Here is a 25,516-nt window from a genome sequence, read left to right on the forward strand (position 1 = left end):
TCATCGCGCCTGGCACTGCGGGCACCATGTCGTCGTGCGGGCATCGAGCTCGCGTCGGCGCAGGATCGTGCCGCAGCGTTCACACGGCTCGCCGCTGCGCCCGTAGCAGTGGAGGCGGTGTTGGTTGGCCCCGCGCTCGCCCGCGGAGTCGACATAGTCACGCAGCGTCGTGCCGCCGTGGTCGAGGCCGGATTGCAGGGCGACGCGGACCGTCTCCACGAGGCGGTCGGCCCGCTCCCGGCTCAAACGCCGGGTCGCCGGATTGATCTCGGCCATCCACAACGCCTCGTCGGCATAGATGTTGCCGACTCCGGCGACGGCCCGCTGTCCGAGGAGCAGGGTCTTGAGATGGCGGTTGCTGCGCTTGACGAACGCGGCCAGGTCACGCCCGTTGAAGGCCTCGTCGAAGGGCTCGGGACCGAGCGCGGCAAGCGTCGGGATGCCCGCGTGGTCACCGCGGTCGACGACATGGATACGACCGAACCGGCGAGCATCGTGGAACGTCAGTGACCGGCCGTCGGCGAGGCGCCACCAGGCCCGCAGGTGCGGATGATCGAGATCGGGGTCGTCTCGCACCGCGAGCCGACCCGTCATCCCCAGGTGGACGATCAGTTCCCGCTCGGCATCGTCGGGGGCCGCGAGATCGATGATCAGGTACTTGCCTCGGCGCCCGGTGCCGGTGATCTCGTGGCCGATCGCCTCGAGCGCCGGCGTGAACTTCGCCGACCAGTGGCTGCCCGCATCGACGAGTTCGGTGCCGCGTAGCAGCGGCGCCAACTGGCGCCGGATGGTCTCGACCTCGGGTAGCTCGGGCACCGCCGGACTCTAGACTCGCAGCGCCGTGACCGACCCCACCGACACCCCGCCGACACCGGAGCTCGACGAGCTCGTGGCCGAAGTGCTCGAGCAGATCGAGGAGATCGCCGCGCTCGATGCGGCGCGGGCCGAAGCGTGGGCGAGCGACGTGCTCTCGCTGGCGGCGGAAGCCGGGGTGGCGCCGGTTGCCCTCTTCGACGCGCTCGCCGGGGTCGGTGGCGATGGCGCGGCGACGGCGCTCGTCGCGTTGGCGGGTCTGCACGACGGGGTGCCGTGTCCCGATCCGGCCCGAGTGGTGCCGTCGTGGTCGGAGGCCATCGGCACCAGTCGCTGTGAGGGGGCCTGGGCGCTGCGCAGTGGCGGCAGCGAATCGATCGCATTCCGATTCGTCGACGTGCTCGACGACCGGCACGTGATCACCGTCGATCTGCTGCCCGGGGCCCCGGAGACGGTCGGCGAGGTCATGGTCGGGCCGGGCGACCTGCTCGATGCGCTGCACGAGGAGGATGCCCGCATCGACAGCGAGGACGGCGGTCCCGCGGCGCTGGCCGACCGCTGCGTGGCGGCGCTGCGCGCGACGAGCCGCCCCACGCTGTCGGCCGTCGTCAACGGGCGGCTGCTGCTCCGGCGTCTGGCGACCCTCGTCGAGGTCGACGTGGAGCCGCCCGTCTCGGTCGAGGACGAGATCCCCGACGCGCCGCGGCGCGATCCCGACGACGACGCCTACGCGCTCGAGATCCTCACCCGCGCCCTCGGCGGCTCCACGGTCGCCGAGGATCTCGACGCCGCCGCGGCCGTTGCCGCGCTGGTCGCGCCCGTCGACCTTGCGCCGTTGGGTCCGGCCGAGCGCGATGCGGTGTTCATCCTCGAATGGGCCGACTGGTTGGGTGCCGTGATCGGACTGGTCCGCGGCGGCGAGGGCATCGTCGTCGACGGTGCGGCGATGGTCGATCTGGTCAATCGGTGCCCCGAGGTGACCACGACCATCCCCAGGGCCGACCGCGCCCGGATCGCGTGGGCGTTCGACACGGCGATCGCGTCGTGGACCGACCTCGGCATCCTCGACGACGGCCGCCTCACCGGGCTCGGGGTCGAGGTGCTTCCCGCCGCGCTGCGCCGGGCGTGGACCTGAGCATGGCTCACCGGAGCAGGGCGTCGTAGCCCTCTCGATACGTCGGGTACTGCGGCTCCCAACCGAGCGCCCGGAGGGCGGCGTTGCGGCAGCGCTTGCCGGTGGGCGACGGCACGTCGATGGTCGACGGCCGTGGTGCGTCGAGCCGGGCGACGAGATGGCGGATGACGTCGTCACGTGGTGCCGGCTCGTCGTCGACTGCGATCAGGACGTGGGACGGCGTCGGATGGGTTGCGGCGACGAGGAGTGCGCCCACGACGTCGTCGCGATGGACGCGGTTCGTCCACCGTGGGGTGCCGTCGGACGAGACCGGTTCCTCGCCGGCGCGCACCCGCTCCAGCAGGGAACCGCGGCCGGGACCGTAGATGCCGGCGGGGCGGACGATCACCGTGGTCGTGGCCTGCCCGGTCAGACGTCGCTCGCCTTCGACCACGACCGCGGCGCTGGCGCGGGAGGGTTCGGTGGGGGAGGTCTCGTCGACCCACGAACCGTCGTCGACCCCGTAGACACCGGTGGTGGATGTGAGGACGAGGCGGTCCGGCATGGATGGCAGCGCAGCCAGGATGCGGGCCGGGCCGTCGACATAGGCGAGTCGGTAGTCGGACTCGCCGCGACCGGGCGGCGCGGTGGTGAAGATCACCGTGTCGGCCATCGGGAGGTCCACCAGCGTTGCCGGATCGGCGAGGTCGCCGCGCCAGGCTCGGGCCCCGTCGGCGCTGCGGCCCGAGCGGTTGAGAGTGGTGACGTCGACGCCCAGTGCGCCCAGGCGGCCGGCCAGGGACAACCCGACGTCGCCGGCTCCCACGATGAGGACTCGGGACGGGGGCGGGGGAGCGGCGGATGTCACGAGATGACCGTAGCGAGTGGCCCCGCACTGTCACTCCGCGCCACTACGGTCGGGTCGCAACTCGCCAATCTGGAACTCCGGAGTCAACGTGCCCCGACAGCTCGAATTCGAGCCCAACTACGCCCGAGAAGTGATCGACGTCCCCGTCGCCGACGAGATGAGCGAATCCTTCCTCGCGTACTCGCTCTCGGTCATCACCTCGCGTGCCATCCCCGATGTGCGCGACGGTCTCAAGCCCGTTCAACGCCGCATCCTGTGGTCGATGCTGCAGATGGGCATCCGCCCCAACACGCCCTATCGCAAGTCGGCCCGCATCGTCGGCGACACCATGGGTCGCTACCACCCCCACGGCGACGCCGCGATCTACGACACGCTCACGCGGATGGGGCAGGACTTCTCGCGGATGGTCCCGTTCATCGATCCGCAGGGAAACTTCGGTTCGCTCGACGATCCGCCTGCCGCGGCCCGCTACACCGAATGCCGCCTGTCCGACGCGGCGATGGACATGGTCGCCGAACTCGACGAGGACACCGTCGACTTCCGACCGACCTACGACGGCGAGGGGGAGGAACCCGTCGTTCTTCCCGCCGCGTTGCCGAGCATCATCGTCAACGGCACCAGTGGCATCGCCGTTGGTATGGCGACCAACATGGCGCCCCACAACCTGCGCGAGGTGGAGCAGGCGATCCGGCTGGTGATGACCCAGCGGCGCCCGAAGCCGACGGTCGACGAGATCATGAAGGTGCTGCCGGGTCCCGATTTCCCGACGGGCGGCATCGTCGTCGACGACGGGCTTCGTGATGCCTACGAGACCGGACGTGGATCGTTCCGCATCCGGGCCAAGGCCCATGTCGAGCAGGTGAGCCGCTCCCGTCAGGCGATCATCGTCACCGAGTTGCCGTATCTCGTCGGGGCCGAGCGGGTCCTCGGCAAGGTGCAGGAGCTCGCCAACAACGGAAAGATCGTGGGCGTCGCCGGCATCGCCGACCTGAGCGACATGCACGGTCTGCGGATCCAGATCGACATCAAGCCCGCGGTCAACCCGCAGGCGGTGCTGCAGGAGCTCTACCGGCTCACCCCGCTCGAGGAGACGTTCGGCATCAACAACGTCGTGCTCGTCGACGGTGTGCCCACGACGCTCGGCATCTACGACCTCTGCCGCCACTACATCGACCATCGGCTCGAAGTCATCGTGCGGCGCACCGAGTATCGCCTGGCGAAGGCGCAGGATCGTCTCCACATCCTCGAAGGTCTCCTGATCGCGCTCGACGCGATCGACGAGGTGGTGCAGATCATCAGGAGTTCGCAGGATGCGGCCGAGGCCCGGCAGCGGCTGATCGAGCGGTTCGGCCTCAGCGACATCCAGGCCGCCCACATCCTCGACATGCCGCTGCGGCGGCTCACGGCGCTCGCGAAGCTCGAGCTCGAGGAAGAGGCCGCCGGCCTGCGTGCCGACATCGCCGACTACAACCTCCTCCTCGGATCCGAACAACGACGGCGCACCCTCGTGCTGGCCGAGCTGGCCGAGCTGGTCGAACGTCACGGCGTCGACCGACGGGCCGACATCATCGCGGCCGACGAGATCCCGGTGTTCGAAAAACCCTCCGAGACGTCGGCGGCGTTCGATCCCGATGCCGACGAACCCTGCGTCGTGACCCTGTCGACGTCGGGCAACCTCGGTCGGATCCCGACGGAGGGAGCCAAGCGGGCCACCGCCGGTCGCCATGACCTCCTCATCGCCCAGGTCGTCTCCACAACGGCCTCGCCGATCGCGGCGGTGACGTCGGAGGGGCGGGTGTTCGTCGTCCGCGGCGCAGAGGTCGCCGACGCGACCGGCCGCACCCGGGGCGGTCCCGCGGCACAGCTGCTCGGCCTCAACAAGGGCGAGGAAGTGCTGGATCTGGTCGTGGCCGATGGGGATCCGCTCGTGCTGGTCACCGCGAACGGGATGGCGAAGCGGGTCGCGGTCGACGAGGTGATGGGAACGAAGAGCGGCAAGACGGTGATCGGCCTCAAGGGCAACGACCGTGTCGTTGCGGCGTTTCGCGCCGCGGAGGGCGCCGACATGGCGATCGTGGCCAGTGATGCCCAGGTCCTTCGGCTCCCGGTCGACACCGTCAGCATGCAGGGGCGCGGCGCCGGCGGCGTTGCCGGCATGAGGTTGCGAGACGGCGCCTCGGTGGTGGGCGCCGGCGCGCTCATCGGTGACGGGGCTTCCATCATCGTGACGGATGCCTCGGGTCTCAAGGCGACCCCGTTCGAGGAGCTGCCGGTCAAGGGGCGCGGTGGCCAGGGTGTTCGGTTGGCGAAGATCGGCGACGGCGAAACGGTCACGCTCGCCTGGTTCGGCGCGATGCCGGCCGATCTGCTCGCCCAGATGGCCGACGACGACGATCCGAAGAAGATCGATCCGAACCCGGTGCCGCTCGATCCCGAACCTTCGGGGCGCGACCTGGTGCCGGCGCGAACCGAACGGCAGATCCTGGTGCTGGCGCCGGCGCGCTGGTAGCGGTCGCGCTCAGCCCAGGGTCGGGAGCGCGTCGAGGATTCGCTGCTGGTCGGACGCACCGAACCCGTAGAAGAGTTCGGTGCTCGAGTTCAGGTCGGCGCTCATCAGCAGCATCTGGCTGTTGATGCGGACCCCGAAGCGCGACCAGGTCTCGAACGAGGGGTCCCAGATCATGTCGGGGGTCGCGAGCCCGGTGGAGTCGACGAAATCGACGGCGAACTCGAAGTCGTCCTGGGCGCCGACGCCCACGACCTGGATCTCAGCGGCGTTGTCGCGAGCGAACTGCTCGACGGCGGGGGCTTCCCCCCGGCACACCGTTCAATGAGGCGCCCAGAACCACAGCAGCACCGGCCGGTCGCCGGTGACCGTGTCGGTCAGTGTGGTGATCTCGCCGGTGTCGACCTCGAGGACCTCGATGAGGCGGACGTCGTCGTTCGTGGCGAGCGTCTCGGCGTTGCCCTCGGCGACGGCTGTGGCGCTCGTGCCCGATGCCGCGTCGGTGGTCTCCGCGGCGGGGTCGCTGCCGCAGGCGGTGGCCGTGAGCGCGACAGTGACGAACAACGCACCGACGGAGAAGCGGGAGGAGCGATGCACGGATCTCACTGTGCCGACCCCCTCGTGAGGGTGGGCGCCTGACAGTGGGCAAGTGTTCTCACGTGGTCAATCTCCCTGTGCCGGCGGCGTCCGTCGAGGACTGCGCTGGTCGATGGTCAGGGTGGTAACGACGGCAGCGCCGATTTTGTTCCCGAATATCGGGGAACGTGCCGAGGCGGTCGCCGTCAGGGCTCGAGGGTGGTGAGGAGTTCCTGGACGCTGTGCGGACGCTCGAGGGGGTGGCGCAAGGGGAGGTCGGCGGTGACGAGGTAGTGATTTCGGCGACCGACACGTTCTCGGCGGATGTAGCCCCCCTCCTCGAGGTCGTCGATGATCCGCTGTACCGCTCCGGTGGTGATGCCGACCGCGTGGGCGATGTCGCGCTGACGCAGCTCACCGTCGCGGCTGATGGCGATCAACACGTGCGCATGGTTCGTCAGGAACGTCCAGGAGGGAAGATCAGGCTCCGGCTCTCGCAACCCCATGGCGGAACCATACGGTTCCGAGGGCGCCGATGCGTGACTCATCGGAGTGCTCGCTTCGCCGCTCCGAAGACCGCGGGCCGCAGGAATCGCATGCCCTACGCCGCCTGCCAGTGGAGGCGGAGCCGCTGCAAACGACTCGCGCAGTCGTGGATCGACCGTTCGTCCTCGACGGAGAGGTCCGATCGGTCGAGCTTGCGCTCGAGCGTTTCGAGGTCGACGCGCACGGCGGTGAGTTCGCTCATGATGCGGGTGCGGAGCGGTCCGTGGACGCTGGGTTCGCGGCGCCACATCGCCCGAGCGTCGCGGGCGAGATCCCCGATGCTCGGTGTCGTGTCGGGGTCGATCAGCTTCGTCATGCTCGTTCCTCTCCCTGTTGTCAGATCGGATGGTGTTGTCGGATCGGAGGGTCGTATCGGTGCCGCTATGCGGCCAGTTCGAGCGCTCGCGGCCGCAGTCGTTGCAGGGTTCGGGAGACCTGGCGGCGAACCGACTCCTCGCTGCGACCGAGCGCCGCGGCGACGAGGGCGTACGTGGCCGGCTCGTAGCCGCGCAGGCCGAATCGGCGGGCGATGGCATCGGCGAGCTCCGGGTCGAGATCGCCCAGCAGATCTTCGACGGCTTCGGTGACCGCGATCCGTTCCGCGGCGTCGGCCGGGTCGTCGTCGCCGGCGACGAGGCTTCCGAGCGGGGTGGCGTCGTCGTCGATCGCCCGATCGAGAGAGTCTGGGGTCCCGATCCGTTCGAGGCGGGCGAGTTCCTCGGTGAGCGGCGTGCCGTGGCTGTCGCGGTCTCGTTGGGCGGAGCGAAGCGCGCCACGCTGGTGTTCGGGGATCCGGATGGTGGTCGACGTCGATTCGAGCCCGCGCTGCATCGCCTGGCGGATCCACCACGCCGCGTAGGTGGAGAACTTGAATCCCTTCGTGTGATCGAAGCGTTCGACGGCTCGCTCGAGGCCGATCATGCCGTCCTGGATGACGTCGTCTCGCTCGATGTGGGCAGGGAGGCGAACCCTTCGCGCCAATGAGAGCACCAGACGCACGTTGGCTTCGATGAACTGGCGTCGGGCGGTCTCCCCGGCGCGAATCAGCTTCGGATCGCCGCTGAGTCCCTGGCCTGATTCGACGCGATCGCGGGCGGCGCGGCCTTCGGCGATCGCCTTCGCCAGGCGGACTTCGTCGGCCCGGGTGAGCAACGGAGCGAACTTCGTGTGGCGGTGCATGCGCCCAACATAACAGACCTGTTAGAAAAGACCTAATAAAAGATACCTATTGAGCGCAGTCTATTGAAGACTGCCTCTACAGTGACGGCCATGACCTCGCCCGGCGCATACCATCGGAGCCCGAATGGCACTTCGCATGTCCCGGCACCGACGGTCTGATCCATGATCGCGGTGCTCCTCGTCCATGTTGCGGTCGGCGTCGTCGCTGCCGCACTGGGCCCACGCCTTCGGGCGAGGGTGTTCTGGATCGCGGCGCTCGCTCCGGCGACGACGCTGGCGTGGGTCGCGTCGCACGCCGCCGACGTCCACGACGGGTCCCCGGTCGTCCAGGATCAGCCATGGGTGCCGGGGCTCGGGCTCGATCTGCGGTTCGTCGTCGACGAGTTCGCCCTCTTGATGTTGGGCATCGTCAGCGGTGTCGGCGTGTTGGTGATGGCCTACGCGAGCCAGTACTTCGGCGACGAGGACGGTCTGGGTCGATTCGCCGCGCTGCTGACGATCTTCGCCGGCGCGATGACCGGCCTCGTGAGCGCAGACAGCCTCATCCTCATCTTCGTGTTCTGGGAGCTCACCTCCGTCACGTCCTACGGCCTCATCGGGTTCAAGGACACGAAGTCCGCGGCGCGCAGTGCGGCCCAACAGGCGCTGATCATCACCGGTGCCGGCGGCCTCGTGCTCCTCGCCGGTCTGATCATGCTCACGATCAGCACCGGCTCCACCACACTGTCCGGCCTCGCCGACGCGTCGATCGGCGGCTCTCTCGCCTCCTGGGCGGCCGCGTTCATCCTGATCGGGTGCTTCACCAAGTCGGCGCAGGTGCCCTTCCACGGGTGGCTGCCGGGGGCGATGTCCGCCCCGACCCCCGTGTCGGCGTATCTTCATTCGGCCACCATGGTGAAGGCCGGTGTCTTCCTGATCGCCCGCCTCTCACCACACCTGTACGACCTCCCGCCGTGGCGACCGATGACCCTGATCGTCGGTCTGGCCACCATGGCATGGGGCGGCTACCGGGCACTCCGTCAGACCGACCTCAAGCTGCTGCTCGCCTACGGCACCGTCAGTCAGCTGGGCATGCTCGTCGCCGTGTTCGGCGCGGGCACGCCGAAGCTGCTGTTCGCCGGCACCGCGTTGCTGGCAGCCCACGCGGTGTTCAAGGCCAGCTTGTTCATGGTCGTCGGCATCATCGATCACAGCACCCACACCCGGGAGATCTCCGAGCTGAGCGGGTTGCGACGATCCATGCCGCTCGTGGCCATCACGTCGGTGGTCGGGGGTGCCTCGATGGCCGGGATCATCGGGCTCGCCGGCTTCCTGGCGAAGGAGGCGGCGATCGTCGGTCTGCTCGATGCCGAGATCGCCGGTGTCGGATTCGCCACTGCCGTCTTCGTCGGCGCATCGGCGCTCACCGGTGCCTACACCCTGCGTTTCCTGTGGGGAGCGTTCACCGACAAGCGAGGCGTCGAAACATCGATCCACACGCCCGGCGCTGCGCTGGTGGCGCCGGCAGCCCTGCTGATGATCCCCACGATCGTCCTCGGCCTCGCCGACGGGTGGGCAACTCGTGTCGTGCGCCCTGCCGCGGTTGCGCTCGAGAAGAAGGCCGAGGTCTACGAGCTGGTGCTCTGGCCGGGTTTCAAGACCGCGTTCGTCCTGTCGATCGTCGCCGTCGTCGGTGGCGCGGCCCTGTTCGCGGTCCGCCGGCCACTCGAGGCGGGGCAGGCCCGGCTCGGCCGGAACCACGATGCCGCCGGCATCTTCCAGGGCGGACTCCGCAAGGTGCTGGCCGGGGCCACCCGCTTCGTCGGCGTGATCCAGCCCGGATCGTTGCCGATCTATCTCGCGGTCATCCTGCTCGCGGTCGTCACGCTGCCGCTGTTCACGGTGCTCGGCGATGTCCGCCTTCCCGCTGATCGCGTGGTGGCGGAGTCGCCCCTGCAGTTCGCGGTCGTTGCCGCGACGATGCTCGCGGCCGGGCTCCTCGCGTTCTCGGAGCGTCGCTTCGCCGCCGTGCTGCTGCTGGGAGGCGTCGGCCTCGGATCGGCCTCGCTGTTCGTGATCCAGGGAGCTCCCGACCTGGCGTTGACCCAGCTCCTCGTCGAGACCGTGTCGGTCGCCATCTATGTGTTCGTGTTGCGTCACCTCCCCGCTCGGTTCAAGGCGCCGCCGATCTCGGGTGCCAACGGTCTTCGGGCGTTGGTGGCTGCGGCCGTCGGCGTCACCGTGTTCGTGCTCACGATCACCGCCGTCGCCGACCGCGACGCCGAGCCGGTCGACGCGCAGCTGACGGCGCTCAGCTACCCCGAGGCCGACGGCTCCAACATCGTCAACGTCACCCTGGTCGACTTCCGTGGGTTCGACACGGTCGGTGAGGCCCTCGTGCTCGTCGTGGCCGGCCTCGGCGTCGTCTCGCTCGTCCGGTCGAGCGGCCCGGTCGTGACCGCCGTGACCAGGGGACGTCGACGCCGCGACCCCGATGCTGCATCCACCGGGAACGCCAGGTCGTTCGCTCCGCTGGTCCTCGGCCGACCCAGCGTGGTGCTCGACACCACGCTCAACGCCGTCTTCCACACGATCATCCTGTTCTCGGTGTATCTCCATTTCGCGGGCCACAATCAGCCCGGTGGTGGCTTCATCGCCGGGCTGGTGGCCGGAGTGGGGCTGGTTCTCCGTGTGATCACGGGCCGCGAGCTACTGCGCAGTCGCCTGTCGGTCCCCTCCGGGCATCTCCTGGGAATCGGCGTGGTTCTGGTCACCGGGACCGCCCTGGCCAGCATGATCCTGGGCAACGCGCTGCTCGAGCACCACACGTGGGAACTCGATCTGCCGGTCCTCGGCACGGCCAAGACGACCTCGGCCCTGGTGTTCGACACCGGGATCTATCTGGTCGTCGTCGGCGTCGTCGCCACGCTCATCGAAGTCCTGGTCGGCGAGCCCGACGCGGGCCGAGACGACGCTCGAGCGGAGGTCGGCGCATGAGCATCGCGATGGCGGTACTCGTCGCGTGGCTCTTCGCCGCGGGGACCTACCTGATCCTCCAGCGGGCGCTCACCCGCATCGTGCTCGGGTTCGGACTCCTGAGCCATGGAGCCATCCTGTTGCTGATCACCGTGGGCGGACGGGCCGGTCGTCCGCCGCTCGTGGGCAAGGGTGACGATGGCGCCGGCATCGCCGCCCCGCTCCCGCAGGCCTTCGCGCTGACCGCGATCGTGATCGGCTTCGGCATGACCTCGTTCCTTCTCGCGCTGGCCTATCGCAGCTGGACGGGGACGAACGACGACGAGGTCCAAGACGACGTCGAAGACCGCCGTATCGCGCTGATGGCCGACGAGGAGGGCCACTTCCGGGACCCGGATCCGAGCGTCGACGAGCCGTGGGACGAATGGGACGAGGCGCAGTCGTGAACGTCGTCGTCCTTCCGGTCATCCTCCCGCTGTTCGCGTCGGGCATCGCCATTCTCGCGATGCGTTCGCTCATGCTCCAGCGACTGATCGCGTTGGGGGCCAACCTCGCCGCGCTCGGCGCCGCGATCGCGCTGCTGGTCGCCGTGGAGTCCGACGGCGTACAGGCCCAGACCATCGGCGCATGGCCCGCCGGGGTCGGCATCACGCTCGTGGCCGACCTCGCCGCGGCCATGTTCCTGGTGGTCAGCCTCGTGGTCATCGTCACGGTCCAGGTGTTCGCGATCGGACAGGGGGCCGACGAAGGGCGTCCGCGGATCGGTCAGCCCGTGTACCTGGTGCTCTCGGCGGGGGTCTCGCTCTCGTTCCTCACCGGCGACCTGTTCAACCTGTTCGTGGCCTTCGAGGTCATGCTCATCGCCAGCTATGTGCTGCTGACGCTCGGCGCCGGCGCCGAGCAGGTTCGGTCGGGGATGACCTACGTGGTCATCAACGTGTTGGCGTCGACATTGCTCCTGTCGACGGTCGGGCTGATCTACGGCGCCACCGGCACCGTGAACATGGCCGAACTCGCCACCCGCTACGCCGAACTCCCCCAGTCGACGCAGACCGCGCTCGGGATCCTCCTGATCTCGGTCTTCGCCATCAAGGCCGCGCTGTTCCCCTTCTTCTTCTGGCTCCCCGACAGCTACCCGACGGCACCCGTCGCGGTCACCGCGGTCTTCGCCGGGTTGCTGACCAAGGTCGGCATCTACACACTCATCCGCGCCACCACCATCCTGGATCTCGACAGCACCCGATGGGTTCTCGTGATGGCGGCGACCCTCACCATGGTCGTCGGCGTGGTCGGTGCCATCGTGCAGAGCGACATCAAGCGGATCCTCAGCTTCCACATCATCAGCCAGGTCGGCTACATGGTCATGGGTCTCGCCATCGGAACCGTGGCCGGACTCACGGGTGCCGTCCTCTACGTGGTGCACCACATCCCGGTGAAGACGGCGCTGTTCCTGGTCGGAGGGTTGGTCGAGGACTCCACGGGAACCGGGCAGCTCCATCGACTCGGCGGTCTGGTGCGCAGGGCCCCGATCTTCGCGATCCTGTTCACCATTCCGGCGCTGAGCCTCGCCGGCATGCCACCCTTCTCCGGCTTCCTGGCCAAGCTGGCCGTCATCACCGCAGGGCTCGAGGCCGAGGAGTACCTGATGGTCGCGGCCGCCCTCGTGGCCTCGCTGCTCACGATCTTCTCGATGTCCAAGATCTGGGCCGGTGTCTTCTGGGGAACCGCCGATGACCCCACCCCGGCGATGGCGGAAGCCGACGCCGAGGATCGACGTCTGCCGATCGACCGTGTCACCACTGCTGCCACCGCCGCCCTGGTTCTCGCCACGCTCGTCGTTCCCGTCTTCGGTGGGTCGGTCTACGACCTCGCCGAGCGGGCGGCCGTCCAGCTCCTGGATTCCGCCGACTACATCGAGGCGGTTCGCAACTCGTGAGACACCGCCTCGTACTGCTGCTGTGGCTGACCCTCGCATGGGTCGCGCTGTGGCGCGACCTCTCGGTGGCGAACACCGTGTCGGGCCTGCTGGTCGCGGGTGCCGTGGTCTGGCTGTTCCCGCCGGCGGACGAGACTCGCCTTCGTGTCCGGCCGCTCGCACTCCTGCGGTTCGTCGCTGCCACCGCGGGCTCGATCGTGCGGGCCAACCTCGTGGTCGCGTGGGAAGTCGTGACGCCGAAGAACCGGATCAACGAGGGCGTCGTCGCGGTCGAGCTCGCATCGAACGACGCCGTCGTCATCACGCTGGTCAGCCATGCCATCATCCTCGCCCCCGGCACGATGGTCATCGACATCGACAAGGGCACCGACGACCGACCGACCATGCTCTACGTCCACGTCCTGCACCTTCGCGGCATCGACGAGGTGCGCGACGAGGTGCTCCAGCTCGAGAAGCTCGCGCTGGCCGCTGTCACCGGAGGCTCACGATGACCGAGGTTCTCGAGTACGCGACGTTGGCGATGCTCGGACTGGCCGGAATCCTCGCGTTGGTGAGGGTCGGTCGCGGCGGCTCGCTCCCCGACAAGGTGCTGGGGGCCGACACCCTCCTGCTGGTGTTGGCAGCCGGGGTCGCAGCGGGCGCCGGAGTGGCGGGCGACGGGACCTTCCTCGATGCGCTCGTCGTCGTGACCATGTTGAGTTTCGTGGGCACGATCACGGTGGCCCGATACGTCGAACGACGAGGAGCTCGGGCATGACCGGGAGGTGCTCATGGATGTGATCTCCGCGGCGCTCATGGCCATCGGTGCGGCCTTCGTGCTGTTGGCCGGTGTCGGCTTGCATCGCTTCGACGACGTCTTCGCTCGAATGCACGCTGCCGGCAAGGCGTCGACCCTGGGCTTGCTGGTGATCCTGCTCGGCGCCGCATTCCGTCTGACCGAGTTGGGCGAGGTGCTCAAGCTCGCTCTCGTGGCGGTGTTGGCCGTCATCACCATTCCCGCCGGTGTGCATCTGATCGCTCGGGCCGCATGGCGAGCCGGCACCGAACTGGCCGATGCGACCTCGTTCGACGAGGCGTCGCAGCGTCGCTTCGACGAGTTCTGACCCCGGCCGGCGCGGCCATCAGCGGGAGAGACCCGGAACTGTCACCGGGTGGCGCTACGGTCGGCCCCTGACCACCTTCGCCCGCGCGCGACCCGGAGAATCCCTTGGCTGCAAAGAAGTCCACCGGCTACGACGCCGACGCCATCCAGACCCTCGAGGGTCTCGAGGCGGTGCGAAAGCGGCCGGGCATGTACATCGGGGGGACCGGCTCGGAGGGGCTGATGCACCTGGTGTGGGAGCTCATCGACAATGCCGTCGACGAGGCTGCCGCCGGCCATGCCGACAAGGTCGATGTCACCCTGCACCGCGACAAGTCGATCGAGGTGAGCGACAACGGTCGCGGGATCCCGATCGACCTCCACACCAAGCGAAAGGTGTCGGCGCTCGAGGTCGTCTTCACCGAGTTGCACGCCGGCGGCAAGTTCGGCGGCGGGGCCTATTCGTCGTCGGGCGGCCTCCACGGCGTGGGTGCATCGGTCGTCAACGCCCTGGCGGAGAAGCTCATCGCCGAGGTCGACCGCGACGGAGCCACCCATGTGCTCGGGTTCTCCGAGCGCATCGCCGGCCAGTTCACCGGGTCCAAGTTCAAGGCCGGTCACACGCTCGAGAAGATCAAGCGGATCTCCCCCAACAAGACCGGCACCCGGGTCCGGTTCTGGCCCGACTTCGACATCTTCGACCCCGAGGCCGTCATCGACGTCGACGAGATCTGTGAGCGGGTGACACAGGCGTGCTTCCTGGTGCCGGGGATGAAGGTCTCCATCACCGACAAGCGAACCGGCGGCCGCAAGGAGCCGTTCTCGTTCGTGTCGCGCGGCGGTCTGGCCGACCTGGTCGACCATCTGGCCATCGGCGAGAGCGTGAGCCAGATCATCACCTGCAACGGCATCGACACCTTCACCGAGAAGGTGCCGGTCAACGGAAAGATGACCGATGTCGAGCGTGAGTGCACGGTCGACGTCGCCCTGCGCTGGGTCAAGGGCTACGAGTCCGAGGTCGTCACGTTCGTCAACACGATCCCCACCAGCCAGGGCGGAACCCATCGAGCGGGCTTCGACAAGGCACTCACCCGGGTCGTCAACAGTGTGGTGCTGAAGGACAACCGGAAACTGGCGAAGCTGGCGAAGCAGGACAAGCACAAGGCCACCAAGGAGGACGTGCAGGAGGGCCTGGTCGCGGCGGTGAAGGTGACCTTCCCGGAGCCGCAGTTCCGCGGACAGACCAAGCAGGAGCTCGGAACCCCGGCCATCGAGGGCATCGTCTCACGCGTCGTCTACGAGCAGCTCAAGGAATGGTTCGAACCCGGCGGCGGTCCGCGGACCCACGTCAAGGCCATCGCCGACAAGCTGGCGACCGCCATCCAGAACCGGGTCGAGTCGAAGACGCTGCTCGAGAACAAGCGCAAGGCCGCGAGCCTCGGGTCGACCGGGATGCCCGAGAAGCTGGCCGACTGTCGCATCCACGGGCCCGACGCCGAGCTGATCCTGGTCGAGGGCGATTCCGCCGCCGGTCCGGCCAAGCGGGGCCGTGACTCCGAGACGATGGCGATCCTCCCGCTGCGGGGCAAGGTCGTCAACGCAGCCAAGGCGAGCCAGAAACAGGTGCTCGACAACGCCGAGGCCCAGGCGCTCTTCACCGCGATGGGTGCCGGGGCGGGCAAGGAGTTCAATCTCGACGACGCTCGCTACGGCCGCATCGTCATCCTCTGCGACGCCGACGTCGACGGCAGCCACATCCGCTGTCTCCTGCTCACCCTGATCCACCAGTACATGCTGCCCATGCTCGAGGCGGGCAGGGTGTTCGCCGCTCAGCCCCCGCTGTTCACCACCAAGATCGGCGACGAGGTGTATCGCGTCTACTCCGACGAGGAGAAGGAAGCCGTCACCGACGAGCTCTGCAAGGGCAACCGCAAGCGCGAGAACGTGAAGTGGCAGCGCTTCAAGGGCCTGGGCGAGATGAACGTCGACGAGTTGCGCCATTGCGCACTCGATCCGTCGACCCGCACGTTGCGCCGGCTCACGATGGACGACGCCAAGGAAGCCGCCGATGCGGCGAGGATGTTCGACGTCTTGATGGGCAACGACGTCAGTGTGCGCCGCGACTTCCTGGTCAAGAACTCCGCTCTGGTCGACGCCACCACGCTCGACATCTGACCCGCCGGCCGACCCCGGTGGTCGCTCAGCGACCGATCCGGGCCCGGAGCCGGCCGAGCCCGCGCACGATCCGGGCCGTCGGTGACGTGTCGCCCGGTCGGAACCCCAGCTGATCGGCGACGGCCGCGGAGTCGAAGAGTTCGTCGACCTCGACGATGAACCCGTCCTCGAGGCTCAGGAACACGACGACGTCGATGTCGAGGCCACGCCCGTTCGGTTGCGTCCCCGCCCACGGAGTCCCGGTGAAGGTGCCGGTCATGCGGTACCGGACGGTCGCCGTCGTCGGCGTGGCGCTCGTCGACCCGATGTCGAACTCGAGGTCGGGCAGCGCGCCGAAGAGCGCGGTCAGGTGCTCGCGGAGCCCGGCCGGCACCGCGAGCTCACCGAACAACGGGTGGCGGTGCACGCCCCGCCGGTGCCATTGGGCGAGGACCGCGTCGACATCGTGGGCGGTCATCGCGGCCACGAGGGCGCCCGCCGCCTCGCCGCCTTCGGTCGCCGCGGTGTGCGGGTCTTCGAGCCCGGTTCGCGCCCGCCATTCGCGCTCGGAGAGCTCCGCGTCGAGCTCCGCGCCGATGATGACCGACAGGGCGGAGAGCTGGAACCAGAGGAGGAGCACGATGATGGTGGCGAGCGGACCGTAGGTCTCGCCGTAGCTGCCGAGGTTGGCCGTGTAGAAGCTGAACAGGCCGGACAGGACGACGAACAGGACGGTCGCCACGAGCCCGCCGGCGCTGAACAGACGCGGTGACAGCGGGCGGTCGTTGCCGCCGTGATCGGGGCCGAGGCGGTAGAGCAGTGACAGGCTCGCCGCCATGACCAGACCGAGAATGGGATAGCGCAACGTGTTGAGGCTGAAGCGGGCGAGATCGCCGAGCCCCCATGTCGCGAGCAGCGGCGGCAGCACGGCCATGAGGAACATGACGACACCGAGTACGACGATGCCGCCGATCATGAGAATGAGGGCGACGCCACGCAGGGTCCAGGGCTTGCGGGTCTCCTCGAGGTCGTAGGCGACGTTGAGAGACTTCATGAGGTTCGCGACGGCACCGGAGGCGCTGAACAGGGCGAGGGCGAGGCTGACGGCAACACTGAACCCCAGCGCCCCGGAGCTGCCTGCCGCGATGCCGGTCATCTGCTCGACCAGGAACGTCCGGGTCGATTCCGGCGCGCCCGAGAGTGCGTCGGTGATCTGGCGGGTGACGTCGTTGGGGTCGGCGACCAGTCCGTAGACACCGATGACGGCGGTGAGGGCCGGAATCAGGGCCAGAAAGGCGAAGAAGGCGATCGCTGCTGCGAAGATCGGCGCATTGTGGCGCGCGATGCGTTCCTTCAGCGCCACCGCGAGCTCTCTGGCTTCGGCGGGACGAGACATGCCCATCAGGGTAACGACGCAGCTGTCACACCCGTGGGGTAGAACTACAGGCATGGAACTCGACCCCGACGCCATCGGTCTCGCCGATCCCGTCGAGCCCGTGTCGCTCGATCTCGAGGGCGGTGTACGTGAGGTCGGCGTCCCTACTCCGCCGCCGCGCCTGTCGCCGTCGGGTGCGGGAACCTTCGAGCAATGCCCGCGGCGTTGGCGCCATCGCTATGTCGACCGCCTGCCCGACCCGCCCGGCGAGGCGGCGTTGGCCGGGAGCTTCGCGCATCGGGTACTGGAGCTGCTGATGCAGCGTCCACCCGCCGAGCGCACTCCCGATGCGGCGAAGGCCATCGCTCGCGAGGAGTGGCCCGAGACCGAGGCCGCGCCCGACTACGCCGCCCTCGGCTACGACGAGGCGAAGGGTCGGCATTTCCGATGGAAGGCGTGGCAGGCGATCGAGGGGCTGTGGAAGCTCGAAGACCCCACAACGGTCGATGTCGCCGCCACGGAGCGCGACATCGAGGCCGATCTCGCCGGCGTGCCGTTCCGCGGCATCGTCGATCGGCTCGAACGTGAGGGCGACGGTCTCGTGGTGACCGACTACAAGTCCGGAAGGGCACCGTCGCCGAGGTTCCGGCGTCCTCGTCTCGACCAGGTCCTGCTCTACGCGGCCGCAGTCGAGGCCGACACCGGCGAGATGCCGGTCCGTGCCCGGCTGCTCTATCTCGGGCAGCGTCCGGTGGGGATCGATGTCACCCGCAAGGAGCTCGACGTCGTGACCGAGAAGCTGGCCGGCACCTGGGCCGGCATCACGACGGCGTGTGAGACCGACGAGTTCGAGCCGCGCACCGGGCCGCTCTGTGGCTGGTGTCCCTACCTCGATCGTTGCCCCGAAGGCGCGAAGGCCGTCGAGAAGCGCAACCGGGCCAAGGCCGCGCAGGAAGCCGCCTATCTCGAAGCGGCCGGCTGAAGCTCGCCCGCACCGCGTCGGACCTGCTACTCGTCGTCGCCCTTGCGGCGGCGCCTCCAGAGGTGGCGCAGCGCCAAGAGTGCGGCAAGGCCGCCGATGGCCGTGGCGAGACCGGAGCTGATGACGAGCTTGTCGGAGATCGGGTCGGCGGGCGCCGGGGTGACCGCCGGTGTGGGCGGGGGATCGTCGACGACCTCGGCCGTCGTCGGCGGGGTTGGTGCGCCGAGCAACGCGTCGACCGGTGCGGTGTCGTCGGCCTCGGGCTTGGGGCGTCGGCGAGTGGCCTGCGGGTCATACGCCATGGGCAACCTCCATCGGCAGGACCAGATCGAACAGCTGGTCGAATTCTGCGGCCGCTTCCTGCGCGCCGGGGCGCAGGCCGAGCGCGTGGATCGGCAGCGATCCAGCCGATGCCTCGGGCACTGCGGCGCGGAGATGGACGGCGGGCAGGACGATGTCGCCATGGTCGGCGCGGAGCTGTTCGTCCCAGTAGCGGGCGTCGCGGGTGCGGCCCAGCCGGTTGACGGCGACACCGGCGACCGTGAGCGGCGTCGTGCGGCGCGCCGCGATCCGCTCGATCGTGCGCAGGATCTGTCCGACACCGTCGGAGGCCCAGGCGCCGGGTTCGGTCACGATCAGGGCCCGGTCGGCGGCGAAGAGCCCGTTGACGGTGAGCAGGCCGAGCGACGGCGGGCAGTCGATGATCACCACGTCGTGTTGTATGCCCTCGAGGGCAACGGCCAACCGGTCGTTGGCGCCGATCGGATCGGTCAACAGCTGCGGCTCGCGGGCGGCGAGCGCCGGTGTTGCCGGTACCACCGACGGCGGGCGGCCGCCCTCGGTCGGCCATCCGGAGGTGACGCGGAGGCCGGCGATCGAGCCGGGACGTTCCTCGGCCAGTGCCTGGTCGACGCTGAAGGGTGGGTCCCAGACACCGAGACCGGTGGTGGCGTTTCCCTGCGGATCGAGGTCGATGACGAGGGCATCGAGTCCTCGCGACCAGGCGGTCGCGGCCAGGCCGAGCGCCACGGTCGTCTTGCCGACGCCGCCCTTTTGATTGACCACCGCGAGTACAGCCACAGCCACAACGTAGCCAACGCAGCCCCTCAGCGGCCATGCGCAGGTTCAGACAGCGATGATCTCGGGTGCCGGGGTCGCCGCGGTGGGGAGTACGTCCCGGGCGGGGACGCCGAACCACGACTCCGCCAACGTGGCGTAGTAGTCCTCGAGCATCGTCGTCGCGAGCAGGTTGCCGTCGTCGTCGAGACGGTCGAGCGAGGGAGCGTCGCCGTGGAGCCCCGGAACGACTGGCCCGCAGAGTAGGGCCGGACCGGCGGTGCCGTGGTCGGTTCCGCTCCCGTTCTGCTCCGGTCGTCGACCGAACTCGCTCGTCGTGGCGATCAGCACCCGGTCGCCCAGGTCGCGTGTCGCGAGATCGTCCAGTAGCGCCGCGACGGCGCCACCGAGCTCGTCCATGAGGCGGCCGTGCTCGCCGAGTTGATCACCATGGGTGTCGAACCCGCCGAACGGGACGTGGACGACGCGAAGCCCGATGTCGCTGTCGAGAAGACCGCCGGCGAGGCGGAGTTGTCGCCCGAGGTTCGTCTCGGGGAAGCCGCGGTCCGTCTCGTCGTCGATCGACCGCACCACGTCGGCGAACGACAATGCGTCACCCAGCCCCCGACGGGCCCGCTGGACCCGTGGCAGTTCCCCGTTCGTCGGGGACCCGAGTGAACGCAGCCCGTGCCGCAGGTTGGCGTACCAGGGATCGTCGTCGTCTGTCAGGAACCATGCCGCCCCCGGGTCGGGCAGGCCGATGGTGGTTGCATGGTCGGCGATCAGCGCCGGGGTCGCTCCGGCGCCGAGCGACACGCCGGCGACGCTGGCGGCGGGAGCGAGGACGTCGCACAGGCGACCCAGGAATCCGGTGGTACGGCGGCCGGCCCCGGTGCCGTCGCCGGCCCACCATCGCCGCTCCATCTCGAAATGGGATCCGTCGGGGTCGGCCGTACCCACTCCCTGGAGGACGGCGATGCCGCGTTCGCGTACCGGCGAGAGCCCCGGGTGGAGCTGGGTGCCGGGGACGAAGTCGGTCAGCGCCACATCGTCGGGCAGCAGACCGCGTCGGAGATCCCGAAGTCGACCAGACTCCGGCACGACGGTGGCCAACCCGTCGTTCCCACCGTTCAGCTCGATGACGACGAGCATGCGGCCCTCGACGGCACCGGCGGGGAGCGGGGCTCGGTCGGGCGCGGGACCACGGGCTGCGAGCGCGGCAGGCGTCGCGACACCGCCGGCGGCGTCGGAACCGATGCTGCGGAGCGCCCCGTAGCCCGACGCGGCGGCGACCACGCCCCCGGCGCCGAGGAGGCCGAGCACCTGTCGGCGCGACGGTCCGTCGGTCGTGGTGGGAGGGGGTGCGGTGATGCTCATGCCAGTGCGAACTCGGGGGACGTCAGGGTCAGTGCGAAGAGCAGTTCGAGGCCGCGGTCGTATTCGGACTGTCGCCGGATCGCGTCGTCGAGCACGGCACGGGTGGTCGGGGAGACGTCCCAGATGCCGCATCGGGCGAGGACGGTGTCGACATCGGGCTCCACCTCGAGGTCGATCGCCTCCTGCCATCCGAGGTCGAGTACCCGGTTGATCCGGTTCAGGACCTGGCTGCCGTCGACCCACCGGTCACCGTCGGGCCAACCGGCGACGTTCGGAGGGTGGAAGGGGAGCTGTCCGGCCACCGAGAGCGACCACACATCGATCTCGGCATCGTCGGCGCCGAGGGCCGGGAGGGCGGCCACGAGCCATTCGATCGGCTGGCGAGTGCGTGTCCGCCTCGCCCCCGCGAACGCGTCCGACCGCAGGATCGCCTCGACGAGGGGCGTGATCTCGAGATCGTGCGCACGAAAGACCGCGGCGAGTCGGTCGAGCTGCGCCGGCTCGGCATCGAGTCCCACCAGGTGCCGATGCAGACGTCCCGCCACGTGGCGGGCACAGGCCGGCTGGTCCAGGAGCGCCTCGACGACGCGGTCGACGTCGTAGTGGGCCCGCTCGCCGAGGAAGCGGACGGGGCGGTCGTAGTGATCGGCCGCCTCGAAGTGGACTTCGGCGGTCTCCCAGTCGACCCAGTATCCGGAGAGCGCCCGCGCCGCGGCCTTGACGTCGTCCTCGGTGTAGTTGCCGACGCCGAGCGTGAAGAGTTCCATCAGCTCCCGGGCGAGGTTCTCGTTGGGCTCCTCGCCTCGGGATCCGGACCCGTCGAGGTACACGAGCATGGCCGCGTCCGTGAGCAGTTCGCGTGTGAGGTCACGGAAGTTGCCGAGCGCGTGGCGACGGATCCGCAGGTGCTGCTGCCACATCATGTCGGCCGTGACCTGGGCCAGACTCGTGGTGAAGTGGCCGTGCCAGTACCAGACCATGCGTTCGTGGAGGCCGGCGCGTGGATCGCGGAGTCGATTGAGCCACCAGACGACGAGCTCGTCGTCGGCGTCGAGATCAGGCGCGGCCGCACCCTCTGCCCGATCGCCCCGGTCGTCGACGATCTCGGTGATCACGTCGTCGAGATCGCGATCGACCAGTCGCTCGACCTGACCCGGCCGGGGCCCGAAGGTGGTGCGGCGAAGAAGGTGGGCCACGGCCTCGTGTCGTTCCATGGAGCAGACCGTACGGATGACTGCATGGAGCGAACATGAAGCCGGCCTTCACGTCACCTTCACGAATCCCGGGCCAGACTGGGACGATGCGCCTGCTCCTCGTGGAAGACGACACGTCGCTGTCGGCGGTGGTCGAGCGGGGCCTGCGCGAGGACGGCTACGCGGTCGACGCGGCGGCGACGCTCCTCGACGCCCGTTTCCAGCTGGACGTGAACGACTACGACCTGCTGATCCTCGATCTCGGCCTTCCCGACGGGAGCGGACTCGACCTCTGTCGGGAGATCCGGGCCAGCGGTCGGCATCTGCCGGTCCTCGTGTTGACCGCTCGTGACGGTCTGTCCGACAAGGTCTCGGGTCTCGACGCCGGCGCCGACGACTACCTCACCAAGCCGTTCGACTACCCGGAGCTGACGGCCCGGATCCGCGCCCTGCTGCGCCGCCCACCCGAGGCACACCGGCCGGTTCTCGAGGTGGCCGACGTGCGCCTCGATCCTGCATCGCGTGTCGCCTGGCGTGGCGCCGTCACCGTGCCGCTCACCGCCCGAGAGTTCGCCCTCCTCGAGTTCCTGCTGCGCCATCCCGGTGAGGTGGTGACCCGGGAACAGCTCCTCGAACACGTCTGGGACGCGAACTACGACGGCCTCTCCAACGTGGTCGATGTCCACATCGCGAACCTTCGTCGCAAGCTCGCGAGCCCTGATGGCCCCGACCCGCTCACCACGGTCCGGGGCGCCGGCTACCGCATCGGTGATCCGCCCCGCGACGCCCGCCCCGACCCCGACGCCGCCCCGTGAACCTCCATCGCACCCGACTCCACCTCGCGATCATCTACGGGCTGCTCTCGGCCGTCGCCGTCGGGGCGATCAGTTGGTACGCGGTCCGAACCGCCACCGACAGCATCTACGACTCGGCCGAACGGCAGGCGGAGCGGGTCGTGCAGGAACTGGGGCTGCAGAACTTCGACCCACCCGAGGGTTCGGCCCCGGGCAACACATGGATCGTCAGCGTGGACGAAGGCTGGAACGATCCCCTCGGGGACGTGTGGGTCGAGCCGCCGCTCAACACGATCGCCGAAGAGGCCTACGGCTGGCCCAGCTTCGGACGGTTCGACTTCGCCGGTGTCACCTATCTGTCGTACGCGGTGCCCCTCGGCGACGATGGCGCCCGCACCCTCGTCACCGCCCTCGATCTCACCGAGTTCGACAGCGATGCGTCATCGACGCGGCTGCGCATCTGGCTGGCGGCGATCGGGTCCACCGCCGTGGCGGCCGTCGCCGGGTACTGGGTGGCGGGGCGGTCGTTGCGTCCGGCACGTTCGGCGCAACAGCAACAGCGCGACTTCATCGCCGACGCGGCTCACGAGCTGCGCACCCCCCTCGCCGTGATCCAGGCGTCGGCCAGTCACACGCTGTCTCGGCCCCGCGACGGTGATGACTACCGGCGGTCGCTCGAAGAGATCCGCGCCGCCGCAGAGCGGGCGGGAACCGGCGTGGCCGAGCTTCTCGAGCTGGCCCGGCTCGAGGCGGGCCAGGCGAAGCCCCGGCTGGCGCCCCTTCGGCTCGATCTCCTGACCGAGGAGGTCGCCGCCGCGATCCGAGCGGACCACACGGTGATCGAGGCGATGCCCGGAGAGGCGCTCGTGGTCGAGGCCGACTACGGGTTGGTCCGCCAGGTGCTCGAGACGCTGACCCGCAACGCCGTCGCGAGGGCGTCGCACGTGTGGCTCACCACCTCGCCCTACGAGAGGTGGGCGGTGCTCGACGTCGTCGACGACGGGCCCGGCTTCGACCCCGAGATCCTTCCCCACGTGTTCGATCGGTTCCGTCGCGGCGACACCGGGGGCTCGAGTGGGCTCGGGCTCGCCATCGCGAAGCGCATCGTCGAGTCCCACGGTGGACGCATCGAAGTGACGAATCGGCCGGAAGGTGGTGCACTCGTGCGCGTGCTCCTGCCCCGTCACACGATCGCCTGACCCGATGAACCGACCGAACCCGTGAACCGACGCGTCCTCGCCGGCCTCATCTTGGCCATGGCGCTTCCCGCGCTCGACCTCATGGCGCTCGGCGCCGCCGCGCCCGAGATCGCCGGAGACCTCGGACGGCTCGACCAGGTGGCGTGGCTCTTCGTCGCCTACCAGCTCGCGCTGGTGGTGTCGGTGCCCGTCTACGGGAAGCTCGGTGACCTGCACGGGCGGCGTACCGTGTTCCTGTCGTCGGTCACGGTCTTCACGTTGGCGTCGATGTTGGCGGGGTTCGCATGGTCCTTCCCCGTGCTGGTGATCAGCCGCATCGCACAGGGTCTCGGAGGTGGCGGCATCCTCAGCCAGACCCATGCCGTCGTCGCCGATCTCGTGCCTCCTCGGGAGCGGGGGCGTTATTCGTGGATCACACCGACGGTCTGGACCATCGCGTCGTTCCTCGGCCCGGTCTTCGGTGGCGCGCTCGCCGAGCACGCGAGCTGGCGATGGATCTTCCTCGTCAACCTGCCGTTCGGGCTGATGTCGATCTGGTTCGTGCGCGACGCGTTCCCGAGTCGGTCCACGGGGGAGGTGCGCTCGTTCGACCTCCCGGGCGCGGTCCTGCTCGTGGTGTCGTACGGCGCCCTCGTGTTCTCGGTGTCGGTTGCCGGGGACCTGCTCGAGTGGAGCGATCCGGTCGTGCTCGTCGGACTCGTGGGCGGTGCGGCCCTCCTGGTCGGATTCGTGCTGCAGGAGCTCCGCTCCGTCGATCCGGTGATGCCCCTCTCGCTGCTGCGCATCCCGGTGGTTCGGGCCAGCGCGGCGACGACCTTCCTCATCGGCACCGTGAACTTCATGGCGGTCGCCTTCCTGCCGTTGATGCTGCAGGTGGTCACCGGCGTCGGGAGTACCGCCGCGGGGCTCGCCCTGCTCCCCACGACTCTCGGCATCGCGATCACGAGCACGATCGTCGGCCGGCTGGTGGTGCGAACCGGGCACTATCGGATCTGGCCCGCCCTCGGGTCGGCGGTGTTCGCCGCCGGCTACTTCGTGCTGTCGTCGCTCGGTCCCGACCCCGCGACCACGGTGGTGTGGATCGGCACGGGCCTCCTCGGCCTCGGGATGGGCGCCGGGTCCCCGGTGTTCATGCTGTCGATGCAGAACGCCGTGCCGCACCGTGATGTGGGGGTGGTGTCGGCAATGGCGATGTTCTCGCGCAACACGGGACAGGCCTTCGGCGTCGCCATCGCCGGCGCACTTTTCGTCGGGCGGCTGTCGCACCATCTGGAGCGGTTGGTGCCGAGCGAGCGTCTCGCCGGGCTCGACATCGACGATCTACGCGGCGACATCGATGTCATCCGCGGACTCGAACCCGAGATCGAGGCGCTGGTGGCGGATGCGTTCCGCCTCGCGGTCACCGACGTGTTCACGATCGCCGCATGGGGCGGCGTGCTCTCGCTGATCGCGGCGTTGACGATTCCGCAGCTTCCCCTGCGCGAGACCAACGACGACTGAATCAGGCGGCGAGCGAGCGCGTCGCGACGCGCACGATGTCGTCGAGCGCGTCGACCAGTTCGGGCGAACGGTGGAACATGGCGTCGACGCCGTCGCCGGTCCAGGGCTCGCAGAGGGCTTCGGGAGGAAGGCCGGCCCGCACCCATGCCGTGGCGATCCGGCGGATCGCGCTGTCGACGCGGGGGTCGGCGGCGCTCACGGACTGGCCGGCCATCTGGTCGAGGTCCCAGGCGCTGTCGTCGACCAGCGGCCGACGCACGAGGTTGAGGCGGTAGCGCAACGCCTCTGCCGCGATCCTGGTGTGGTTCACCC

Annotated in this window: 26 protein-coding genes; 13 read left to right on the top strand and 13 right to left on the bottom strand. The window is 69.2% G+C overall.

Annotation, left to right across the window (positions count from 1 at the left end; translation table 11 throughout):
* Nucleotides 1–816 carry a bifunctional DNA-formamidopyrimidine glycosylase/DNA-(apurinic or apyrimidinic site) lyase gene (gene mutM / locus R2707_20590; protein ID MEZ5247499.1) on the bottom strand — a complete coding sequence of 272 codons (816 nt, stop codon included), beginning with the start codon at nt 814–816 and terminating at the stop codon, nt 1–3.
* A gap of 25 nt (nt 817–841) precedes the next feature.
* Here mutM and R2707_20595 point away from each other — a divergent pair, with 25 nt between their 5' ends.
* On the top strand, nt 842–1,948 hold the full coding sequence (locus R2707_20595) for a hypothetical protein (GenBank protein ID MEZ5247500.1): 1,107 nt from the start codon (nt 842–844) through the stop codon (nt 1,946–1,948).
* Between the two features lie 7 nt (nt 1,949–1,955).
* Here the strand turns inward: R2707_20595 and R2707_20600 are convergent, their stop codons facing one another.
* A complete protein-coding gene (locus R2707_20600; GenBank protein MEZ5247501.1) occupies nt 1,956–2,795 on the bottom strand; it encodes an NAD-dependent epimerase/dehydratase family protein in 840 nt (279 codons plus the stop codon).
* A gap of 88 nt (nt 2,796–2,883) precedes the next feature.
* On the opposite strand from R2707_20600, the gene R2707_20605 reads away from it, so the two are divergent.
* Nucleotides 2,884–5,304: a DNA topoisomerase (ATP-hydrolyzing) gene (locus R2707_20605; protein ID MEZ5247502.1), complete on the top strand. Its 2,421-nt coding sequence runs from the start codon at nt 2,884–2,886 to the stop codon at nt 5,302–5,304.
* 9 nt (nt 5,305–5,313) lie between these two features.
* On the opposite strand, the gene R2707_20610 is transcribed toward R2707_20605, so the two are convergent.
* The 5 genes from R2707_20610 to R2707_20630 all read right to left on the bottom strand — a co-directional run bounded on the left by R2707_20610 (nt 5,314) and on the right by R2707_20630 (nt 7,602).
* Nucleotides 5,314–5,619, bottom strand: coding sequence for a hypothetical protein (locus tag R2707_20610; protein ID MEZ5247503.1), 306 nt, complete (start codon nt 5,617–5,619; stop codon nt 5,314–5,316).
* Between the two features lie 3 nt (nt 5,620–5,622).
* A complete protein-coding gene (locus tag R2707_20615; GenBank protein ID MEZ5247504.1) occupies nt 5,623–5,898 on the bottom strand; it encodes a hypothetical protein in 276 nt (91 codons plus the stop codon).
* Nucleotides 5,899–6,083: 185 nt separating this feature from the next.
* Nucleotides 6,084–6,383 (bottom strand): MarR family transcriptional regulator, encoded by a 300-nt coding sequence (locus R2707_20620; protein MEZ5247505.1) that lies wholly within the window; start codon nt 6,381–6,383, stop codon nt 6,084–6,086.
* Between the two features lie 95 nt (nt 6,384–6,478).
* Nucleotides 6,479–6,739 carry a hypothetical protein gene (locus R2707_20625; GenBank protein ID MEZ5247506.1) on the bottom strand — a complete coding sequence of 87 codons (261 nt, stop codon included), beginning with the start codon at nt 6,737–6,739 and terminating at the stop codon, nt 6,479–6,481.
* A 65-nt stretch (nt 6,740–6,804) separates the two neighbouring features.
* Nucleotides 6,805–7,602, bottom strand: coding sequence for a sigma-70 family RNA polymerase sigma factor (locus R2707_20630; protein MEZ5247507.1), 798 nt, complete (start codon nt 7,600–7,602; stop codon nt 6,805–6,807).
* Between the two features lie 162 nt (nt 7,603–7,764).
* On the opposite strand from R2707_20630, the gene mbhE reads away from it, so the two are divergent.
* The 7 genes from mbhE (at nt 7,765) to R2707_20665 (ending at nt 15,749) form a co-directional block, all read left to right on the top strand.
* Nucleotides 7,765–10,578 carry a hydrogen gas-evolving membrane-bound hydrogenase subunit E gene (gene mbhE / locus R2707_20635; GenBank protein MEZ5247508.1) on the top strand — a complete coding sequence of 938 codons (2,814 nt, stop codon included), beginning with the start codon at nt 7,765–7,767 and terminating at the stop codon, nt 10,576–10,578.
* Nucleotides 10,575–11,003: an NADH-quinone oxidoreductase subunit K gene (locus tag R2707_20640; protein ID MEZ5247509.1), complete on the top strand. Its 429-nt coding sequence runs from the start codon at nt 10,575–10,577 to the stop codon at nt 11,001–11,003. Before mbhE ends, R2707_20640 begins: the two co-directional genes overlap by 4 nt.
* Nucleotides 11,000–12,493, top strand: a complete 1,494-nt coding sequence (locus tag R2707_20645; protein ID MEZ5247510.1) for a proton-conducting transporter membrane subunit — start codon at nt 11,000–11,002, stop codon at nt 12,491–12,493. Before R2707_20640 ends, R2707_20645 begins: the two co-directional genes overlap by 4 nt.
* Nucleotides 12,490–12,984 carry a Na+/H+ antiporter subunit E gene (locus R2707_20650; GenBank protein ID MEZ5247511.1) on the top strand — a complete coding sequence of 165 codons (495 nt, stop codon included), beginning with the start codon at nt 12,490–12,492 and terminating at the stop codon, nt 12,982–12,984. The genes R2707_20645 and R2707_20650 overlap by 4 nt, the downstream gene beginning before the upstream one ends.
* Nucleotides 12,981–13,250 carry a monovalent cation/H+ antiporter complex subunit F gene (locus R2707_20655; GenBank protein MEZ5247512.1) on the top strand — a complete coding sequence of 90 codons (270 nt, stop codon included), beginning with the start codon at nt 12,981–12,983 and terminating at the stop codon, nt 13,248–13,250. Before R2707_20650 ends, R2707_20655 begins: the two co-directional genes overlap by 4 nt.
* A gap of 13 nt (nt 13,251–13,263) precedes the next feature.
* The gene (gene mnhG / locus R2707_20660) at nt 13,264–13,596 is read left to right on the top strand and encodes a monovalent cation/H(+) antiporter subunit G (protein ID MEZ5247513.1); all 333 of its coding nucleotides are present in this window, start codon (nt 13,264–13,266) and stop codon (nt 13,594–13,596) included.
* Between the two features lie 104 nt (nt 13,597–13,700).
* Entirely contained in the window at nt 13,701–15,749 is a 2,049-nt protein-coding gene (locus R2707_20665) for an ATP-binding protein (protein MEZ5247514.1), read from the top strand.
* Between the two features lie 25 nt (nt 15,750–15,774).
* Here R2707_20665 and R2707_20670 read toward each other — a convergent pair whose 3' ends face one another.
* Nucleotides 15,775–17,124, bottom strand: a complete 1,350-nt coding sequence (locus tag R2707_20670) for a YhjD/YihY/BrkB family envelope integrity protein (GenBank protein ID MEZ5247515.1) — start codon at nt 17,122–17,124, stop codon at nt 15,775–15,777.
* 52 nt (nt 17,125–17,176) lie between these two features.
* Between R2707_20670 and R2707_20675 the strand changes: the two genes are divergently transcribed.
* Nucleotides 17,177–18,085, top strand: coding sequence for a PD-(D/E)XK nuclease family protein (locus tag R2707_20675; GenBank protein ID MEZ5247516.1), 909 nt, complete (start codon nt 17,177–17,179; stop codon nt 18,083–18,085).
* Between the two features lie 26 nt (nt 18,086–18,111).
* Here R2707_20675 and R2707_20680 read toward each other — a convergent pair whose 3' ends face one another.
* From R2707_20680 to R2707_20695, 4 genes are read right to left on the bottom strand one after another with little or no spacing between them, the layout of a single operon-like run.
* Nucleotides 18,112–18,387, bottom strand: coding sequence for a hypothetical protein (locus R2707_20680; GenBank protein ID MEZ5247517.1), 276 nt, complete (start codon nt 18,385–18,387; stop codon nt 18,112–18,114).
* Nucleotides 18,377–19,165 carry a ParA family protein gene (locus R2707_20685; protein ID MEZ5247518.1) on the bottom strand — a complete coding sequence of 263 codons (789 nt, stop codon included), beginning with the start codon at nt 19,163–19,165 and terminating at the stop codon, nt 18,377–18,379. The genes R2707_20680 and R2707_20685 overlap by 11 nt, the downstream gene beginning before the upstream one ends.
* 45 nt (nt 19,166–19,210) lie before the next feature.
* Nucleotides 19,211–20,518, bottom strand: a complete 1,308-nt coding sequence (locus R2707_20690; GenBank protein MEZ5247519.1) for a DUF1501 domain-containing protein — start codon at nt 20,516–20,518, stop codon at nt 19,211–19,213.
* The gene (locus R2707_20695) at nt 20,515–21,732 is read right to left on the bottom strand and encodes a DUF1800 domain-containing protein (GenBank protein ID MEZ5247520.1); all 1,218 of its coding nucleotides are present in this window, start codon (nt 21,730–21,732) and stop codon (nt 20,515–20,517) included. The genes R2707_20690 and R2707_20695 overlap by 4 nt, the downstream gene beginning before the upstream one ends.
* An 86-nt stretch (nt 21,733–21,818) precedes the next feature.
* Between R2707_20695 and R2707_20700 the strand changes: the two genes are divergently transcribed.
* From R2707_20700 to R2707_20710, 3 genes are read left to right on the top strand one after another with little or no spacing between them, the layout of a single operon-like run.
* Nucleotides 21,819–22,526 carry a response regulator transcription factor gene (locus tag R2707_20700; GenBank protein MEZ5247521.1) on the top strand — a complete coding sequence of 236 codons (708 nt, stop codon included), beginning with the start codon at nt 21,819–21,821 and terminating at the stop codon, nt 22,524–22,526.
* Complete coding sequence (locus R2707_20705; GenBank protein MEZ5247522.1) at nt 22,523–23,704, top strand: HAMP domain-containing sensor histidine kinase; 1,182 nt, start codon at nt 22,523–22,525, stop codon at nt 23,702–23,704. Before R2707_20700 ends, R2707_20705 begins: the two co-directional genes overlap by 4 nt.
* Nucleotides 23,705–23,725: 21 nt before the next feature.
* Nucleotides 23,726–25,204, top strand: a complete 1,479-nt coding sequence (locus tag R2707_20710; protein MEZ5247523.1) for an MFS transporter — start codon at nt 23,726–23,728, stop codon at nt 25,202–25,204.
* Between the two features lies 1 nt (nt 25,205).
* Here the strand turns inward: R2707_20710 and R2707_20715 are convergent, their stop codons facing one another.
* Nucleotides 25,206–25,514 (bottom strand): hypothetical protein, encoded by a 309-nt coding sequence (locus R2707_20715; GenBank protein MEZ5247524.1) that lies wholly within the window; start codon nt 25,512–25,514, stop codon nt 25,206–25,208.
* Between the last annotated feature and the right edge of the window lie 2 nt (nt 25,515–25,516).

The organism is Acidimicrobiales bacterium, assembly GCA_041394245.1.
In the GTDB taxonomy this organism is placed as follows: Bacteria; Actinomycetota; Acidimicrobiia; order Acidimicrobiales; family Aldehydirespiratoraceae; genus JAJRXC01.